This window comes from Anaerosacchariphilus hominis, from assembly GCF_014290175.1.
Classification (GTDB): Bacteria; Bacillota; Clostridia; order Lachnospirales; family Lachnospiraceae; genus Laedolimicola; species Laedolimicola hominis.
This window is the reverse complement of sequence record NZ_JACOOR010000001.1, coordinates 305,036-321,231: the sequence shown is the minus strand read 5'-3', so window position 1 is coordinate 321,231 and position 16,196 is coordinate 305,036. Positions and strand designations below refer to the sequence as shown.

The window sequence follows — 16,196 nt, the reverse complement described above, 5'->3', positions numbered from 1 at the left end:
TAAGAAAATGAAACAGAAACTGTAAACATTGTGGAACATTGAGAGGAGACTTGAAAAAATGAGCAGAGAGAACACAATCAAAATCATCGAAGAGAACAAAATGATGGTCATCACCCGCGGTATCTACGGCGAGGATCTGATGAAGCTGGCTGAGGCCCTGTTTGAAGGCGGCATCCGTGCTTTCGAGATTACCTATGACCCGGCAGACCCGAATACCCTGGTAAAGACCAAGGAGACCATCCAGGCACTGGACGCCAAGTTCAAGGGCGAGCTGCTTCTGGGCGTGGGAACTGTTCTGACCGTAGAGCAGGTAAGAAACGCGAAGGACGCGGGAGCGAAGTTCATCGTATCACCGAACTTCAACGAGGCAGTAGTAAAAGAGACACTGGCACAGGGTCTGGTATCCATTCCGGGCTGTATGACACCCACCGAAATCTGCGCTGCAGACGAGGCAGGAGCAGACTTCATTAAACTGTTCCCGGCAGGAACTCTGGGAATCAAGTACTGCAAGGATATTTACGCGCCGATTCATCACGTAAAGTTCCTGGCAACCGTAGGCGTAACCGAGGAGACCTTCAAGCAGTATCTGGAGATCGGCTTCGCAGGCGCAGGCATAAGCAGTCAGCTGGTAGACAAGAAGCTGCGTGACGCAGGCAACTACGCTGAGTTAACAGAACGCGCAAAGAGATTTGTGGCCATCGCAAAGTCTTTTAGCTAAATAATCTCAAGGAAAGAATAAGAGAAAAGGGGTAAGTAATATGGATAACTTAAAACTGACAAGAATTGACTTCAGACTCATTCACGGACAGGTAATGACAAGATGGGCAAAGAAATATGACACCGAGGCAATCGTAGTAATCGACGACCGTTCCGCTTCCAGTGCACTGCTGAAGAAGATCCTTCTGGGCGCAGCTCCTGCAGGTATCGAAGTAACCGTAGAAAGCGTAGAGAGCGCAGCAGCAAAGTGGAAAGCCGGAGAGTTCCCGACCAAGAGCCTGATCATTCTGTTCAAGAACACTGACACAGCACTTCGCGCATGCAAGGCAGGTATCGCATATCCGTCCCTGCAGGTAGGCGGCATCGAGGGCGCTGGCGACAAGAAGAACGTTTACAAGAACGTTGTGATGTCCAAGCTCGAGGCTGAGCAGCTGAAGGAGATCAGCGACGCAGGAGTAAACGTATTCCTCCAGCCGATTCCGGAAGACGCAGAGTTCCCGCTTGAGGAGGCCCTGAAGAAGTTCTAAGGGGTTCCCACTTACTTTCGAAAACTGGCAACAGTTTAAATAAAAAGCGTACCAAAGGTTATGAAGACAAGGAGGGAAAAGATTATGGTACAAGCTTTATTAATGGCTCTGTTAGCACTTCTGAATGGTATTCAGGGACCGTGTCACTGGTACATGTTCCGTGAGCCGGTAATGGCAGGCTTCTGGGTAGGTCTGATTTACGGCGACCCGGTACAGGGTACTATCATTGGTGCAACAATCAACGTTTCTTATCTGGGATGGATCAGCGCAGGTGGCGCTAACGCATCCGACCTGTACTGGGCTGGTCTGCTTGGTACATTCGTAGCTATCAAGGGCGGTATGTCCCTGGATACAGCAGTAGCTTTCGCAGTACCTATCGGTCTGCTGGGCAACTATGTACACGTAGCATACATGACACTGGCTTCTATCTGGCCGACACGTATGGATGTTCTGGCCGCAAAGGGCGACTGGAAGGGTATCCGTACACTGCAGTTCCTGGGTGGACCTGCTCTGGTACTTCTGCTTCGTGCAGTTCCGGTATTCCTTATCGCACTGTACGGCGGCGACCTGATTCAGCAGTTCATCGACTTCCTGCCCACATGGGCTATGAATGGTCTTGCAGCCACAGGTAAACTGCTTCCTGCACTTGGTATGAGTATGCTGCTGAAATTCATGTACAAGAAAGAACTGCTTCCGTTCTTCATTCTTGGATTTGCTATCGCAGCTTACACAGGACTTACCGACCTGCTGATGTTTGCATGTGTAGGCGGCTGCCTTGCATTCATTCTTATTAAGCTTGGTTTCGGCAGAGATGCAGAGAAAGGAGTTGAATAATCATGGCTGAAGCAAAAGTGCTGACAAAAAAAGATGTACAGAAGGCAGCATTGACCTGGTTTGTATCCTCTCATATGACATATAACTATCAGAGACTGCAGGCCGGCGCTATGACTTCAATGCTCGGACCTGTTTTCCAGAAACTGTACGGAGACAATAAAGAAAAGATTATCGAGGGATGTCAGCGTCAGATGCTGTATTTCAATACAGAGCCCCGTTGGGGAGCTATTATTCCCGGTATGGTAGTCGCTCTGGAGGAAGCTTATGCAACCGATCCGGAAGGCGGCGTAGACGGCGGACTGATCACTGAGATCAAGACCGCTCTGATGGGACCTCTGGCTGGTATCGGTGATACCGTTTGGGCAGGTCTGATGAAACCGATTTTCCTGAGCATCACTCTTGCATGGGCTATGCAGGGTATGATCGCAGGCGCTTGGGCTTACTGGCTCCTTGCTTTCGGCTTTGACTTCGGTATTACATATTACATGTTCATGCGTGGTTACAAGCTGGGTGCTGATTCCGTTGACCGTTTCCTGGAAGGCGGCTTCGTAAAGACTGTAACAACTGCAATCGGTATTGTTGGTATGTTCTGTCTGGGCGCTATGATCGTAAAATACGTTGGTATTTCCGCAGTATTACAGATCGAAATGACCACAACGACTCTGGACTTCGGCGCAATCCTGAACAAGATCGTTCCGTCTTTCGTACCCCTTATGATGACACTGCTTGCTTACTGGATGCAGGTTAAGGGTAAGAAGGTTACCACAGTACTTCTTGTGCTGTTCTTAATCGGATTTATCGGTGGAGCTATCGGCTTCCTCGGTTAATTACACAGATATTTCTTCAGGGAAGAAGAGCAGGATAGGGGGAATGTTTCATTCCCCATCTTGCTCTAACCTGATGTTTGTTTTAGAGGATGAGGAGAAAAGATTTATGGTACACATTATGGTAGTAACACACGGTCCGCTGGCACAGGCTATGAAAGAGAGCTCTGCCATGTTTTTCGGATCCATGGCTGACAGCCTGACCACACTTGGATTATTTCCCACAGACAGCCCCGAGGGACTGAAGGATAAAATTGCAGATAAAGTAAAAGAGACAGATGACGGAGACGGTGTCCTGATTTTTGTAGACATCTTTGCAGGTTCTCCGTTTAATATGGCCGCTATGGCAATAGATGAACTGAAGGATGAGCACAAGATTCAGTGCTTTACCGGTGTCAACATGCCGGTTCTGATGGAGGCTCTGAGCAGCTGCGAGACCATGACTCTGGACGAGCTGGCTGAGGATATCGTATCTGTAGCAAAGGATTCCATCGTAGACGTAAGAAAATCTCTGGATATTTAAGGAGGAACGCAGTATGCTCTTCGGCAAGGATATTGATCTGGTGGAAGATACAAAGAAGCGCCGCCTGATGCAGGTGCGTAAGGATAATACCTTCTACCTTCTGGATAAAAAGCAGGAAAAGTATGTGACTTTCCTGAAAAATAATATTATTAACGCTGTGTCGATCGGAGTCATGCTGGGTTATCTTTTGAAGTTCCTGAACTGGCCCTGGGTAGTATGGGCGATCGTGGCGGTGGTATGGTATGTATCCTATGTGGTACTGTTCAATACCAAGGTTTTCCCGAAGTTCAAAAAGCTGAAGGAAAAGAAAGTTAAAGTCGTTCCGCCTTCTACGACCAAAGGCAAGACACTGGCGTTCGCACTGGCGTTTCTGTTTATCGGAATCGCGCTTCTGGCCTGCGTTCCACTGGGACAGACCACCAGTGAGACAGAGAGCGTCGTGGTAATCGGATGCGGATTTTTCTCTATCGTTATGGGACTGAAGTTTCTGGGCGACTACAGAAAAGCATAAAAGCATCAAAGTTGTAAAGCTGGTAACTGTCTCTGCATCAGAAGGATCTGTACGCGGAGACCTAAAATAAAAGCTTAGCATGAAAGAGGAGGAAAAAATCATGAACAAAGCGGAAACAGTATGCAGAATGAAAGAAACAGGAATCATGGCAGTGGTTCGTGTAGAGACCATCGAGAGAGGACTTGAAATCGCACAGGGTTGCGTGGACGGTGGCGTAGATGTAATGGAGATCAGCTATACCAACGCAAATGCAGGCGAGGTAATCAAGGCTATCAAAGAGAAATTCGGCGACAAGATCTGCGTAGGCGCAGGTACTGTTCTGGATGCAACCACAGCACGTCTGGCTATCATGAACGGCGCAGAGTTCTTCGTAGCTCCGAACTTCGACAAGGACGTTCAGACCATGGCGAACCTGTATCAGATTCCTTACGGACCTGGCTGCTCTACCTACACAGAGATGCTGGAGGCACTGAAGGCCGGCGCATCCTACATCAAGGCATTCCCGATCTCCAACTACTACGGACCGGACCTTGCAAAGGTCTTCAAGGTACCGTGCCCGCAGATCCCGATCCTTGCAAGCGGCGGAGTAAGCGTAGACAACGTTGCAACATGGGTAAAGAACGGCGCAGAGGTTCTTGGAGTAGGCGGACTTCTGACCAAGGGAAGCGCTGCAGATATTACAGCAAACGCAAAGAAGCTGCGTGAGGCTCTGGTAGCAGCAAGAAAGGACAAATAAGTCATGAAGAAGATTTTAGTTACACCGAGAGGATATGCAAAATATGGCCAGGAAGCAAGAAAACGTCTGGAGGCTCTTGGCTATACCATGGACATCAACGACACCGGAAAGCCGGTTCCGAGAGATGTATTCGTAGAGAAGGCTAAGGAAGCTACCGGAATCATCGTAGGCGTAGATGAGCTGGATGCAGACCTTCTGAAGGAGTGCAAGAATCTGAAGGCTATCGTAAAGTTTGGCGTAGGCGTGGACAACATCGACCTGCCCACCTGCGAGTCCATGGGCATCAAGGTAGGCCGTTGCCTGGGAACCAACTCCAACGCAGTAGCTGAGCTGACTGTAGGTATGATGTTCGCTTGCGCAAGACATCTGGTACCGACCGCCATCGACGTAAAGAACGGCGGCTGGGGAAAACCGACCGGCTTCGAGCTGAAGGGCAAGAAGGTCGGAATCATCGGCTTTGGTAACATCGGAAAGAACGTTGCAAGAATGGCATACGGTATCGGTATGGAAGTATACGCATTCGACGTATTTGATATTCCGGCAGACGTACTTGCAAAGTATGACGCTAAGAAAGCTTCCGTAGATGAGATCCTGACAGATTGTGATTTCATCACCGTTCATGTACCGCTTACAGACGAGACCAAGGACATGATCAGCGCGCCGCAGTTCAAGCAGATGAAGTCCACTGCAGTTCTGATCAACGCTGCCCGCGGTGGTATCGTAAACGAGCATGACCTGTATGAGGCTCTGAAGAATAAAGAGATCTACGCAAGTGCAGCAGACGTATACACCAGCGAGCCGCCCATGGCATCTGGTGAGCCCTGGGTAGAGGAGCTGCTGAAGCTGGATAACTTTGTACTGACCTCCCACATCGGTTCCCGTTCTCAGGAGTCTGAGATCAACACCGTTGAGGTGGCTACAGACAACATGATTAAGCTTTTAACAGAATAATTTGAAATCTGAATTGCATTCGCGGAAGTCCCGGAGTGTGCATTGCGCAAGCGGTGCATGCTTTGGGACATCCGCGTTCAGGAGGAATTATGTCAGGAAATAAAATATATCTGATTACTATGGGTGTGGGTACATGCCTATTGCTTTTACTTTATATTCTGAGAGCAGTATTGGGGAAGTTTTACCGCAATCAGCTCGTCTACTGTGTACAGCAGGGGGATCTGAATCTGTATAATGAAATTGCGGAGTCCAAGATGGCCAGAATGCTGGTTCCTCCTTACAATATTCATTACATGAGACTGAATCTGTACATGGCACAGGAGAATAAGAAGGGAATCAACGAGGAGTTTGATTTTCTTCTGAATCTGAAAATGGGAAAGCAGAAGCGCCGCGATATTGTTATCAAGGGCTTCAACTATTATGTAAAAGAAAAAGACAGCGCTCACTGCAAACCGCTTCTGGAGGAAATGCGTACCTTTATCGACGACAATGCCAGACGGCAGTATGAGATGCTTTATGATATCTATATCCTGAAAAAGAGCTGCTACATCGATGAGCTGGAGCAGGGAGTGGAAAGCGTTCAGCTTCCCCTGGCCCAGAAGGCCATCTATGAGTATCTGATCGCCCTCCAGTATGAGAATCGGAGTCAGCCCAAGCTTGCAAAGGAGCATGAGGAGCGCTCCACCGCATATCTGCAGGAAGCTGTGGAAAAGGCCCAGAAAGAGGCTGAGGTGGAAGAAGAGGATGAAGAGGATGAAGATTACGAGGAGTATGAGCAGGAGGACGAGGACAACGAAGAGTCCGAATCCGAAGAGTCCGGAACAGAAGAATAATCAGAGTAAAAAAGAGGGAAACCGTTGTATCAGCGGTTTCCCTCTTTTTCCAGAAAGCTTACGATCTCCGGAAACTCCATAAAGTGAGAAGCCTTCACCAGAATGGAATCTCCTTTCAGAAGCAGCAGCGGAAGGGCCTCCAGCAGCTCTTCCTTTGTATCAAAATGCTTACAGATAAGGGCAGGATTCTTGGCCTGCACGCCCTTTACCAGCTCTCTGGACAGCTCACCCACGGCGAAGACCGCGTCGATCTGATCGTCCGCCGCATGGCAGCCCACATTGTAGTGGAGCAGCTTTTCGTTCTCTCCCAGCTCGCCCATATCGCCCAAGATAGCTACTTTACGGCCAAGGGCATTGGTCAGCACATCCAGGGATGCGGCCATGGATACCGGATTGGCATTGTAACAGTCGTCCAGGACATCCCACTTGTTTGTATGAATCAGATGATTCCGGCCGCTGACCGGCTCCAGAGCTTCGATACCGGCTTTGATTTCATCAAGGGTAAGACCTAAGGCCAGACCCACAGCAGTACCTGCAAGAGCGTTGTAGACCATGTGGTGGCCGGGAATGGGAATCTGAGCGTTGAAGCGTCCGGCCTTTGTGACAAAGTCACAGCGGGTTCCGGAGAGCCCCAGGTTTTCGATATGTTCTGCGTATAGGTCCCGGGAGGGTTCCAGACCGAAGAAAACAGGCCGCGGAGTGCGATCCTTCAGGGTGAGGAGCTTGTCGTCGTCGCCATTTACGATGACAGCGGCTCCGGGCATGGCCTCAGCGAACATCTCCGTTTTGGCTTTCAGAATGCCGTCACGGGTCTTCAGATTCTCCAGATGGCAGAGCCCGATGTTGGTGAGGACGCAGACCGTAGGCTTCGCCATCCGGGCCAGACGGGTCATTTCCCCGAAGTCGCTGATTCCCATTTCCAGCACGGCGGCTTCATGCTCTTCCCGAATCCGGAAAATGGTCAGAGGCAGACCGATTTCGTTGTTAAAATTTCCCTCAGTCTTCAGAACCCGGTAATGCTGGCCCAGGATCGAGGCGATCATTTCCTTGGTGCTGGTCTTTCCCACACTGCCGGAGATACCTACTACAGGAATAGTCAGAGTGCTGCGGTAGTATTCCGCGATTTTTTTCAGAGCCTCCAGAGTGGAGTCCACCAGAATACAGGGACCCGCCGGATGCTCCGGAAGTTCCTCGCAGAGTACGCAGGCAGCGCCCTTGGCAAAGACAGAAGGAATAAAGGTGTGTCCGTCCACACGCTCACCCTTTACGGCTCCGAAGAGGAAGCCCGGCTCCACCTTCCGGCTGTCAATGACTGCGCCGGAGATCTCCGTAGAGAGAAGATCCTCGTCCCCCACGTAGGTTCCGCCGCAGACCTTAGTGATATTTTCGAAAGAAAGATGTCTCATTCCTTATACCTCTTTTTTCAGAGAGACCTCAATGAGCTTCTCACAGAGATCCTCAAAGGACATGCCAAGGGCGGCCGCCTCCTGGGGAAGCAGACTGGTGGGAGTCATGCCGGGCAGAGTGTTCGCCTCCAGACAGTACATATCCAGGGTATCTGTATCCAGCATAAAGTCCATGCGGGCATAGGAGCGCATTCCCAGGGCCTGAAATACCATTTCCGCGTAATGCTGCATCTTCTGGGTCAGATCCTTTGGCAGGTCAGCGGGACAGGTCTCGATGGTGCTGCCGGGCTGGTATTTATTCTTATAATCATAAAAGCCCTCCAGGGGCGCGATCTCGATGATGGGGTAGGCAGTTCCGTCCACTACGCCCACGGAGAACTCCCGGCCGGATACAAATTGTTCGATGATGACGTCGTCGCCGAAAGTATAGGCGTCCTCCAAAGCGGCAGCCAGATCCTCAGATTTCTCTACCCGGTAGGTTCCTACGCTGGAACCGCCGCAGGTGGTCTTTACCATGCAGGGATAGGTGACGGACTTCGGATCGATCTGCTGGCCGTTTTTCGCGGTGATGCCGGCGGGGGTGGGAATACCGGCCGCCCGGAACATCTGCTTGGACAGGCTCTTGTCCATGGCGATGGCGCTGCTTAAATACCCGGTGCCTGTATAGGGAATGCCCATCAGATCAAAGGCGGCCTGGATGCGGCCGTCCTCGCCGTTGGCTCCGTGGAGACCCAGGAACACGATATCGGCCATATTACAGAGCTCCAGTACATGGGGGCCGAACATACTCTTGCCGCCGTCCCGGCGAAGATCCTTTAAGTGGGACAGATCCGGCTTCTCTGCGGAGATGGCCCGGATGTCCCTGGCCCAATCGATGTCGGCGTCGAAAAGGGACTGGGAGACAGGCTCCGTTGTGTCGTAGCCCAGGTATACGTCCAGCAGAATGGCCTGATGGCCGCGGGACTTCAGGGCTTTGTAGATATTGCTTCCGGAAATCAGAGACACATCACGCTCGGTGCTGGTTCCTCCGGCTAAAACTACGATTTTCATAATATCCTCCTATAAGATAGGAAAGCTGTCCCAGGGGAAAGCTTTCACAGTAATGCTTTATTCTTATCCAGCATTTCCTGGATCTTCTGCTGGGTATAAGCACCCAGGAACTTCTTTTCTTCCCTGGAGAGCTCGGAAACCAGGATAGGCTCTCCGTACTCCAGAATCACATGGCAGCGGTGGATAAACGGAATGTGATTCTCGAAAATTTCCGCGGAATTCGTAATGGCCATGGGAATGATGGGGCAGCCCGTCTTCTCGGCCATCTTCATGCTGCCCTCCTTAAAGGGCAGAAGTTCGTCGTGGTGGTTCCGGGTTCCCTCCGGGAAAATGCAGATGGAGATCCCGTTTTTAATATATTCGATTCCCTTGAGAATAGTTTTCAGTCCGGCTTTGATATCCTCCCGGTCCAGGAAGAGGCAGTAGAGATTCTTCATCCAGTCCCGGAGCAGGGGATAGCGCAGCATCTCCACCTTGGCCACATAGCCGGTGAGGCGGGGGCAGCGGGTGTAGGTCATAACTACGTCGAAATAGCTGCGGTGATTGCCCACATAGAGGACGGCCCGATCCTTCGGGACATGCTCCTCGCCGATGACTGTCAGCTTCACGCCGGTCATGAACATGATGAGCTTAAAGGCTCCCTGCACCAGGCGGAGGGAGCTGTAGTCCTTAGCCTGCCGGCTGAACTTTCCGATGATCCACTCGATGAGCAGAACCGGGATGCCCAGAATCAGAAAACCGAATAACACGATGGCTACAAGTATTAAACGAATCATGGTGTCCTCCTATCGTCCGAAGAGCTCGGTCATCTGGCGGAGTCCCCGGGCCATGCCGGAATTCAGCTCTCCCTGGCGGAAACGCCATTCCCAGTTGCGCTCAGCGGTTCCCGGGGTATTCATGCGGGCTTCACTTCCCACCTTCAGGAGATCCTGAACCGGGAAGATGGCATAGCGGGCGATGCTGCCCAGACAGATCCGGATAAAGTCCCAGCTGATGCTGGAGGCATCCGTATTCATATAACGGCGGACCTTGTCCCGGGCGTAGTCGGAGGTATGCTGATACCAGCCTGCCGAGGTGTCATTGTCATGGGTTCCGGTGTAACAGATGCAGTTCCGGGTATTGAACTGATGGGGCAGGAAGGAGCTTTCGCCACCCTCAAAGGCGAACTGCAGAACCCGCATACCCGGGAAGTTGAACTGATCCCGGAGCGCTTCTACTTCCGGCGTGATAATGCCCAGATCTTCAGCGAAGATGGGAAGATCCTCTCCCAGCTCCTTCTGAATGGCCAGGAACAGGTCTGCGCCCGGTCCCTTTTTCCATTCGCCCGTAATGGCATTCTCCGCGTCTACGGGAACCTCCCAGTAAGCTTCAAAGCCCCGGAAATGATCGATGCGGACATAGTCTACCTGATCCAGCTGACGGCGTACCCGTTCGATCCACCAGCGATAGCCCTCTTTCTTATGTTCCTTCCAGTTGTACAGGGGATTGCCCCACTTTTGGCCGGTGGCACTGAAATAATCGGGGGGAACGCCTGCCACTGCAGAGGGATACCCCTTGGTGTCCACCTGGAACAGCTTTCGGTTCGCCCACACATCAGCTCCGTCCGGGGAAACAAAGATAGGAATATCGCCGATGACAGCGATGCCCCTGTCATTGGCGTACTTTTTCAGGGCGTGCCACTGAGTATAGAAGATGAACTGCAGAAAAGTCTGATAGGAAATACTTTCATGAAGCTCTTTCTCCCAGAAGAGACGGTTTTCCCGGCTCAGGTTCCGCAGGGTATCGGGCCACTCGGTCCAGGGAAGGCCGTCCTGCTCCTCCTTGAGAGCCATATACAGGCAGTAGTCGGAGAGCCAGTCCTCATTATCCTTCCGGAAGTCCTCACAGGCCTTTTTCAGCTCCGGCCGGGCGGAACCTGTGAACGTCTCATAGGCTTTCCGATACAGGGGATCTTTATACTCCCGTACCCGGTTATAGTCAGTACGGCCGGGATCAAAGTCGGGAATGTTCTGCAGATCTTCCAAGGTCAGAAGTCCTTCCTTCTGCAGATACTCCGGGCTGATCAGCAGAGGCTCCCCCGCAAATACGGAATACCCCTGGTAGGGAGAGTTTCCGCAGGAGGTGATGGGAACCATGGGAAGAATCTGCCACAGATGCTGTCCGGCTTCCGCCAGAAAATCTATAAATTCATATGCCCCTTTTCCGAAATCTCCGATCCCGTAGGGTGACGGGAAGGAAGTCGGGTGCGCCAGAACGCCGCTGTAACGGTAATTTACAGGGTCGTCGGCAGTCGTCACTTTTAAACGCATAGTTTCCTCCTTCAGTGGAATTCTATCTGTCGATATTATAATAAAGATAGCGGCAAAAAACAAGGTTTAAAAGGGTGGGAATCCTCATAGATTAAGAAAAAACGCAGGGTGAGAGAGATTCCGGGTAAAAAATATCGGATTTTTAAAGCAGCGCTGCTTCTGGGGCTGGCAGGCTGCGGCTTTCAGACAGATCAGAGGGAGAAACTGCAGGATTTGGACTACGTCATCACGGAGGAGAAAGAGCTCCCTGGGGAACTGAGAGAGATTCTGGAGGAAAAGAAAGTGGAAAGCTTCCGGCTGACCTATGAGGACGGGGGATGGCTCTATCTGTGCGTGGGCTACGGAGGACAGGAGTCCGGCGGCTATAGCATTTCGGTAAATCAGCTGTATCTGTCGGAGAACGCAATTTACTTTGATACCAGCCTGATTGGGCCGAAGGCCCCGGAGGCAGTGGGCGGAGAAAGCTTTCCCTGGCTGGCGGTACGGACGGCGTATGTGGATAAACCGGTTGTATTTCAGTAGGGACGCGCATAAAGTGATAGAAAGGAAAAAGAAAGAAGGGCGCGCTTTGGAACTGGTACGCAAAACCATCTATATGAGCAGACAGAAGGGAAAGGCCGTTAATCAGGTGACCCTGGACGATGATTACAATATTCCGGAGGCCATGCCAGACGCCGGGTTTCTGATTCAGGAGCAGGGAAAGCTGGAAATCACGGAGGTGAAGGCGGAAAACGGAAGAGTGCTGGTGCAGGGAAGCCTGCGGTTCGGAGTGCTGTACAGTGAGGACGGAGAGGATGGAAGCCTGCACAGCGTACAGGGGGCGATTCCCATGGAGGAAAGCCTGAATCTGGAGCAGGTCGCGGAGGGAGACAGCCTGACCCTGGACTGGATGCTGGAGGATGTGTCGGCAGCCCTGATCAATTCCAGAAAGCTGGGAATCCGGGCGGTGGCCACCCTAACGCTGACGGCGGAGGAACTGTTTGAGGAGGAGATTTCCGTAGATATCAGCGGGGAGGGCGAGGAGCTGCGAAAGAAAACCTGCGGTTTGTCCGCGGTGTCCCTGGCAGTGCGGAAGAAGGATACCTGCCGGGTGAAGGACGAGATGATTCTTCCGGCCAGCAAGCCTAATATCCGCACACTGATCTGGCAGGATGTGCGGCTGGCTAATACGGAGCTCCGGCCCGGGGATGGGGAAATCGGAGTCCGGGGCGAGCTGGTGGTCTTTGTTCTCTACGAGAGCGAGGAGGGTGAGGGAAAAACAGGCTGGGTGGAGCAAAATCTTCCCTTTACAGCCCGGATAGAGGCGGCCGGATGCCGGGAAGGCATGGCCGGCAGCGTGAAGTTGGGACTAAGCCAGGCAGATCTGGAGGTAAAACCCGATTATGACGGGGAGCTGCGGGTCCTGAATCTGGACGTGGTGCTGGAACTGGATATGCGGGCATACCGGGAGGAGGAGTTGGAGTTGCTTTGCGACGCCTACAGCCTGAAAAAGGAACTGACGCCGGAAAAGAAAGCGACGGTCTGCCAACGGCTCCTGATGAACAACAGTTCCCGGTTCCGGGCAGGCAGCCGGGTGGACGTGGGAAAAGAGGATGGCCAGATTCTGCAGATCTGCCACTGCAGCGGCGAGGCTCTGCTGGATGAGTGTACGGTGACAGAGCGGGGCCTTCAGCTGGAGGGCGTCATCCAGGTGCAGATCCTGTATGTGACAGCGGACGACAGTCATCCGGTACTCTGCCGGAAGGAACAGATCCCCTTTGCTCAGGAGGTGGAAGTGCCGGGAATCGGGGCGGACAGCGTCTGGCAGGCGCAGCTTTCCCTGGAGCAAGTGGCGGCTGAGATGGCCGGGGGAAGCGAGCTGGAGATCCGGGCAGTGGCCGCAGTGCAGGTACTGGTTCTGGAACAGATCCGGGTGGAGTATATCACAGAGATTCAGGAGAGCCCTCTGGACTGGGAAAAGATCCGGGAACTGCCGGCCTTTGTGATCTGCACGATGCAGCTCTCCGACAGCCTCTGGAGCATGGCCAAGGCCTACCGGACCACACCGGAGCGGATCTGTGAGCTGAACGGCCTGACAGAGGATGAAATACGGCCCGGACAGAAGCTCTTATTGATGAAGGAAGTGCAATAATCTGTCACCGGAAATCTTGCATTTGAAAGCCAACTCTGCTATACTGTGTATACAAAAAACACAGGAAGTACAATACTATGGATAAGATACAGTTAAAGGCACTGGCGAAGATCAATCTGGGACTGGATGTGCTCCGGAGACGGGAAGACGGATATCATGATGTACGGATGATCATGCAGACAGTGCGTATTTTTGACCGGATCCAGCTGGTAAAGCAGGAACGGGAGGGAATTCGGGTCAGAACGAATCTTTACTATCTGCCCGCAAATGAAAATAATCTGGTATACAAGGCTGCGAATCTGCTGTTTGAGGAATTTGACCTGCGGGGAGGGATTTCCATTGATTTGAGAAAATATATTCCCGTAGCGGCAGGAATGGCCGGAGGAAGTTCCGATGCGGCCGCGGTACTCTACGGGCTGAACCGTATGTATGGTCTGGGATTGTCCTTAGAGCAGCTGATGGAGCGGGGCGTGAAGATCGGAGCGGATGTACCCTACTGCCTTATGCGGGGAACTGCGCTGGCGGAGGGTATTGGGGAGAAGCTGACGCCTCTTCCTGCCATGCCGCCCTGTAATATTCTGGTGGCGAAGCCGGGCATCAGCGTCTCTACAAAGTTTGTATATGAGAATCTGCATGCCAATGATCTGAAGCCGGAGCAGCATCCGGACATTGATGCGATTCTGGAGGGACTGCGCCATCAGGATATCAGGGAGATGGCAGAGGGGCTGAAGAACGGCAATGTGCTGGAGACGGTCACGGTTCCGGCTTATCCGGTCATTCAGCAGATCAAAGATACGATGGAAGAACAGGGGGCGGCGGTGGCGCTGATGAGCGGCAGCGGCCCGACGGTATTCGGCATTTATGAGGATCGGATGCAGGCCCGCAGAGCCATGTCTGCTATCCGCAAAAGCCGTCTGGCGAAACAGCTGTTTTTGACTACCCCCTATAATAACAACAGGAGGAACAGCTGATGAGTCAGGAGATTAATGCAACTATGAATGAATATCTTCCGCTGCGGGACGTGGTATTTCAGACCCTGCGGCAGGCGATTCTGCGGGGAGAGCTGGAGCCCGGCGAGCGGCTGATGGAGATCCACCTGGCAGACCGCCTGGGCGTCAGCCGGACTCCCATACGGGAAGCTATCCGGAAACTGGAGCTGGAGGGTCTGGTGGTAATGATTCCCCGCCGGGGCGCCATCGTGGCCAGTATTACGGAGAAGGATCTGAAGGATGTGCTGGAGGTACGCCGGACTCTGGAAATGATGGCGGCGGAGATCGCCTGCCAGCGGATTACGCCGGAACTTCTGCAGGAACTGTCGGATGCGGGAGAGGAGTTTCAGAAGCTTCAGAATTCCGACGATTATACCAGTCTGGCGGCGGCGGATGTGAAGTTTCACGACATCATCTACGCGGCTACAGACAATCAGCGTCTGATCAGTATTCTGAACAATCTCCGGGAGCAGATGTATCGCTATCGGCTGGAGTACCTGAAGGACGCGGACAGCCATGAGAAGCTGAACACCGAGCACAAGGCCATTTACGAAGGCATCCAAAACGGGGAGCAGGAGTTCGTGCGGACCATGGTAGGTCAGCATATTGATAACCAGAGGGACGCCATCCTGGCAGCTATCCGGGAAAATGAGAAAAAGAAAGCAGAATAAAGTCAGGATAAAAGGGGAATCCTCCGGACAGACACCTGAAAAGGGTGCAGTCAGGAGGAAAAATCATGAAATATTCAGCACATAGAGAATCCGAAAAAGGACTCCGCAGCCGTGTGGAAGTCCTGCTTCTGGTCCTGTCACTGTCACTGGGCCTTATGGGAACCTGCCTTTATGGAAGGTACGCAAAGGAACCGGAGCCGGTGCGTGTGGAGCAGGCAGCCTGGTGGTGCGGCCTGTACCCGGAGCTGTATCAGCCGGCGGAAGACCAGGGAAGCCCTCGGATTCAATTTAAATATCTGACATTTTTAAATGGACGGCTGGACAGATAATAGGCTGACAGCCTATCAGGAGGAACAGATGAGTAACTTGAGAGAGGCCCCCATCGGAGTCTTTGATTCCGGTATCGGCGGTCTGACAGTGGTGAGGGAGATCATGCGCCAGATTCCACAGGAGCGGATAGTATATTTCGGAGATACAGCGCGGGTTCCCTACGGAAGCAAAAGCGGCAATACCATTATCCGGTATTCCTGCCAGGACGCCCGCTTTTTAAAGACCCGGGGCGTGAAGGCTATCGTGGTGGCCTGCAATACAGCCAGCGCTTATGCGCTGGATGCCTTGCAGAAGGAGATGGATGTACCGGTGATCGGCGTGGTGAAACCGGGAGCACGGGTGGCTGCCCGGGAGAGTACCGGCGGCAATATCGGTGTGATTTGTACGGCGGCCACAGCAGGAAGCCATATCTACCGGAAGTACATACAGAGCCTGCGGCCGGAGGCCAAGGTCTTTGAAAAGGCCTGTCCCCTGTTCGTGCCTCTGGTGGAAGAGGGATGGCGAAAGGATCCGGTGACCCGGATTGTGGCGGAGCGTTACCTGCAGGAGATGAAGGACCGGAGGGTGGACACCCTGATCCTGGGTTGTACCCATTATCCGCTGCTGCGTTCTACTGTGGGAGAGATCATGGGAGATCATGTGACTCTGGTGAATCCGGCCTATGAGACGGCCATCGAATTAAAAGAGCTTTTAAAACGGGAAAATCTGGAAAATCAGGGAGACAGTAAAATCGACGAGAATCCCTATGAATTTTTTGTAAGCGACGAGGCAGAGCGGTTCCGGGCTTTTGCGGACTCTATTCTGCCGGTGGATATCACCACGGCGCGCCGGATTCCCATAGAGGAGTATTAGGC

At 52.5% G+C, this 16,196-nt stretch carries 19 protein-coding genes; 15 read left to right on the top strand and 4 right to left on the bottom strand.

From position 1 onward, the window contains the following. The first annotated feature begins 58 nt into the window (after positions 1-58). The 9 genes from H8S44_RS01550 to H8S44_RS01510 all read left to right on the top strand — a co-directional run bounded on the left by H8S44_RS01550 (position 59) and on the right by H8S44_RS01510 (position 6,456). On the top strand, positions 59-718 hold the full coding sequence (locus H8S44_RS01550) for a bifunctional 4-hydroxy-2-oxoglutarate aldolase/2-dehydro-3-deoxy-phosphogluconate aldolase (RefSeq protein ID WP_207724125.1): 660 nt from the start codon (positions 59-61) through the stop codon (positions 716-718). A gap of 40 nt (positions 719-758) precedes the next feature. Next, a complete protein-coding gene (locus H8S44_RS01545; protein ID WP_186872814.1) occupies positions 759-1,244 on the top strand; it encodes a PTS sugar transporter subunit IIB in 486 nt (161 codons plus the stop codon). A gap of 84 nt (positions 1,245-1,328) precedes the next feature. Next, entirely contained in the window at positions 1,329-2,078 is a 750-nt protein-coding gene (locus H8S44_RS01540) for a PTS mannose/fructose/sorbose/N-acetylgalactosamine transporter subunit IIC (RefSeq protein ID WP_186872815.1), read from the top strand. Positions 2,079-2,080: 2 nt separating this feature from the next. Next, positions 2,081-2,905 carry a PTS system mannose/fructose/sorbose family transporter subunit IID gene (locus tag H8S44_RS01535; protein WP_186872816.1) on the top strand — a complete coding sequence of 275 codons (825 nt, stop codon included), beginning with the start codon at positions 2,081-2,083 and terminating at the stop codon, positions 2,903-2,905. Between the two features lie 106 nt (positions 2,906-3,011). Next, the gene (locus H8S44_RS01530; protein WP_186872817.1) at positions 3,012-3,425 is read left to right on the top strand and encodes a PTS sugar transporter subunit IIA; all 414 of its coding nucleotides are present in this window, start codon (positions 3,012-3,014) and stop codon (positions 3,423-3,425) included. Positions 3,426-3,438: 13 nt separating this feature from the next. Then, complete coding sequence (locus H8S44_RS01525; RefSeq protein ID WP_186872818.1) at positions 3,439-3,936, top strand: hypothetical protein; 498 nt, start codon at positions 3,439-3,441, stop codon at positions 3,934-3,936. A 100-nt stretch (positions 3,937-4,036) separates the two neighbouring features. Beyond that, positions 4,037-4,672 carry a beta/alpha barrel domain-containing protein gene (locus H8S44_RS01520; protein ID WP_186872819.1) on the top strand — a complete coding sequence of 212 codons (636 nt, stop codon included), beginning with the start codon at positions 4,037-4,039 and terminating at the stop codon, positions 4,670-4,672. Positions 4,673-4,675: 3 nt separating this feature from the next. Continuing rightward, positions 4,676-5,623 carry a phosphoglycerate dehydrogenase gene (locus H8S44_RS01515; RefSeq protein WP_186872820.1) on the top strand — a complete coding sequence of 316 codons (948 nt, stop codon included), beginning with the start codon at positions 4,676-4,678 and terminating at the stop codon, positions 5,621-5,623. An 89-nt stretch (positions 5,624-5,712) separates the two neighbouring features. Then, on the top strand, positions 5,713-6,456 hold the full coding sequence (locus H8S44_RS01510; RefSeq protein ID WP_186872821.1) for a hypothetical protein: 744 nt from the start codon (positions 5,713-5,715) through the stop codon (positions 6,454-6,456). A 29-nt stretch (positions 6,457-6,485) separates the two neighbouring features. On the opposite strand, the gene H8S44_RS01505 is transcribed toward H8S44_RS01510, so the two are convergent. The 4 genes from H8S44_RS01505 to malQ are packed head-to-tail and all read right to left on the bottom strand — an operon-like array spanning position 6,486 to position 11,221. Continuing rightward, positions 6,486-7,862 (bottom strand): UDP-N-acetylmuramoyl-tripeptide--D-alanyl-D-alanine ligase, encoded by a 1,377-nt coding sequence (locus H8S44_RS01505; protein ID WP_186872822.1) that lies wholly within the window; start codon positions 7,860-7,862, stop codon positions 6,486-6,488. Between the two features lie 3 nt (positions 7,863-7,865). Beyond that, the gene (locus H8S44_RS01500) at positions 7,866-8,912 is read right to left on the bottom strand and encodes a D-alanine--D-alanine ligase family protein (protein WP_186872823.1); all 1,047 of its coding nucleotides are present in this window, start codon (positions 8,910-8,912) and stop codon (positions 7,866-7,868) included. A 44-nt stretch (positions 8,913-8,956) separates the two neighbouring features. After that, on the bottom strand, positions 8,957-9,688 hold the full coding sequence (locus H8S44_RS01495) for a lysophospholipid acyltransferase family protein (RefSeq protein WP_186872824.1): 732 nt from the start codon (positions 9,686-9,688) through the stop codon (positions 8,957-8,959). A 9-nt stretch (positions 9,689-9,697) separates the two neighbouring features. Then, positions 9,698-11,221: a 4-alpha-glucanotransferase gene (gene malQ, locus H8S44_RS01490; protein WP_186872825.1), complete on the bottom strand. Its 1,524-nt coding sequence runs from the start codon at positions 11,219-11,221 to the stop codon at positions 9,698-9,700. Between the two features lie 108 nt (positions 11,222-11,329). Between malQ and H8S44_RS01485 the strand changes: the two genes are divergently transcribed. The 6 genes from H8S44_RS01485 to murI all read left to right on the top strand — a co-directional run bounded on the left by H8S44_RS01485 (position 11,330) and on the right by murI (position 16,194). After that, entirely contained in the window at positions 11,330-11,743 is a 414-nt protein-coding gene (locus H8S44_RS01485; protein ID WP_330593520.1) for a protease complex subunit PrcB family protein, read from the top strand. Positions 11,744-11,789: 46 nt separating this feature from the next. Beyond that, positions 11,790-13,352 (top strand): DUF3794 and LysM peptidoglycan-binding domain-containing protein, encoded by a 1,563-nt coding sequence (locus tag H8S44_RS01480; protein ID WP_186872826.1) that lies wholly within the window; start codon positions 11,790-11,792, stop codon positions 13,350-13,352. 77 nt (positions 13,353-13,429) lie between these two features. Continuing rightward, complete coding sequence (gene ispE, locus H8S44_RS01475; protein WP_186872827.1) at positions 13,430-14,323, top strand: 4-(cytidine 5'-diphospho)-2-C-methyl-D-erythritol kinase; 894 nt, start codon at positions 13,430-13,432, stop codon at positions 14,321-14,323. Next, complete coding sequence (locus H8S44_RS01470) at positions 14,323-15,012, top strand: GntR family transcriptional regulator (RefSeq protein WP_186872828.1); 690 nt, start codon at positions 14,323-14,325, stop codon at positions 15,010-15,012. The genes ispE and H8S44_RS01470 overlap by 1 nt, the downstream gene beginning before the upstream one ends. A 65-nt stretch (positions 15,013-15,077) precedes the next feature. Beyond that, complete coding sequence (locus tag H8S44_RS01465; RefSeq protein WP_186872829.1) at positions 15,078-15,341, top strand: hypothetical protein; 264 nt, start codon at positions 15,078-15,080, stop codon at positions 15,339-15,341. Positions 15,342-15,369: 28 nt separating this feature from the next. After that, positions 15,370-16,194 carry a glutamate racemase gene (gene murI, locus H8S44_RS01460; RefSeq protein WP_186872830.1) on the top strand — a complete coding sequence of 275 codons (825 nt, stop codon included), beginning with the start codon at positions 15,370-15,372 and terminating at the stop codon, positions 16,192-16,194. Positions 16,195-16,196 lie beyond the last annotated feature (2 nt).

Bases quoted from the DNA above. Each gene is read 5' to 3' on its own strand.
- H8S44_RS01520 (WP_186872819.1), top strand. From the start codon at position 4,037: ATGAACAAAGCGGAAACAGTATGCAGAATGAAAGAAACAGGAATCATG.
- H8S44_RS01550 (WP_207724125.1), top strand. From the start codon at position 59: ATGAGCAGAGAGAACACAATCAAAATCATCGAAGAGAACAAAATGATG.
- H8S44_RS01535 (WP_186872816.1), top strand. From the start codon at position 2,081: ATGGCTGAAGCAAAAGTGCTGACAAAAAAAGATGTACAGAAGGCAGCA.
- H8S44_RS01500 (WP_186872823.1), bottom strand. From the start codon at position 8,912: ATGAAAATCGTAGTTTTAGCCGGAGGAACCAGCACCGAGCGTGATGTG.
- H8S44_RS01545 (WP_186872814.1), top strand. From the start codon at position 759: ATGGATAACTTAAAACTGACAAGAATTGACTTCAGACTCATTCACGGA.
- H8S44_RS01465 (WP_186872829.1), top strand. From the start codon at position 15,078: ATGAAATATTCAGCACATAGAGAATCCGAAAAAGGACTCCGCAGCCGT.
- H8S44_RS01505 (WP_186872822.1), bottom strand. From the start codon at position 7,862: ATGAGACATCTTTCTTTCGAAAATATCACTAAGGTCTGCGGCGGAACC.
- H8S44_RS01495 (WP_186872824.1), bottom strand. From the start codon at position 9,688: ATGATTCGTTTAATACTTGTAGCCATCGTGTTATTCGGTTTTCTGATT.
- malQ (WP_186872825.1), bottom strand. From the start codon at position 11,221: ATGCGTTTAAAAGTGACGACTGCCGACGACCCTGTAAATTACCGTTAC.
- H8S44_RS01540 (WP_186872815.1), top strand. From the start codon at position 1,329: ATGGTACAAGCTTTATTAATGGCTCTGTTAGCACTTCTGAATGGTATT.
- H8S44_RS01510 (WP_186872821.1), top strand. From the start codon at position 5,713: ATGTCAGGAAATAAAATATATCTGATTACTATGGGTGTGGGTACATGC.
- H8S44_RS01515 (WP_186872820.1), top strand. From the start codon at position 4,676: ATGAAGAAGATTTTAGTTACACCGAGAGGATATGCAAAATATGGCCAG.
- H8S44_RS01470 (WP_186872828.1), top strand. From the start codon at position 14,323: ATGAGTCAGGAGATTAATGCAACTATGAATGAATATCTTCCGCTGCGG.
- H8S44_RS01525 (WP_186872818.1), top strand. From the start codon at position 3,439: ATGCTCTTCGGCAAGGATATTGATCTGGTGGAAGATACAAAGAAGCGC.
- murI (WP_186872830.1), top strand. From the start codon at position 15,370: ATGAGTAACTTGAGAGAGGCCCCCATCGGAGTCTTTGATTCCGGTATC.
- H8S44_RS01530 (WP_186872817.1), top strand. From the start codon at position 3,012: ATGGTACACATTATGGTAGTAACACACGGTCCGCTGGCACAGGCTATG.
- ispE (WP_186872827.1), top strand. From the start codon at position 13,430: ATGGATAAGATACAGTTAAAGGCACTGGCGAAGATCAATCTGGGACTG.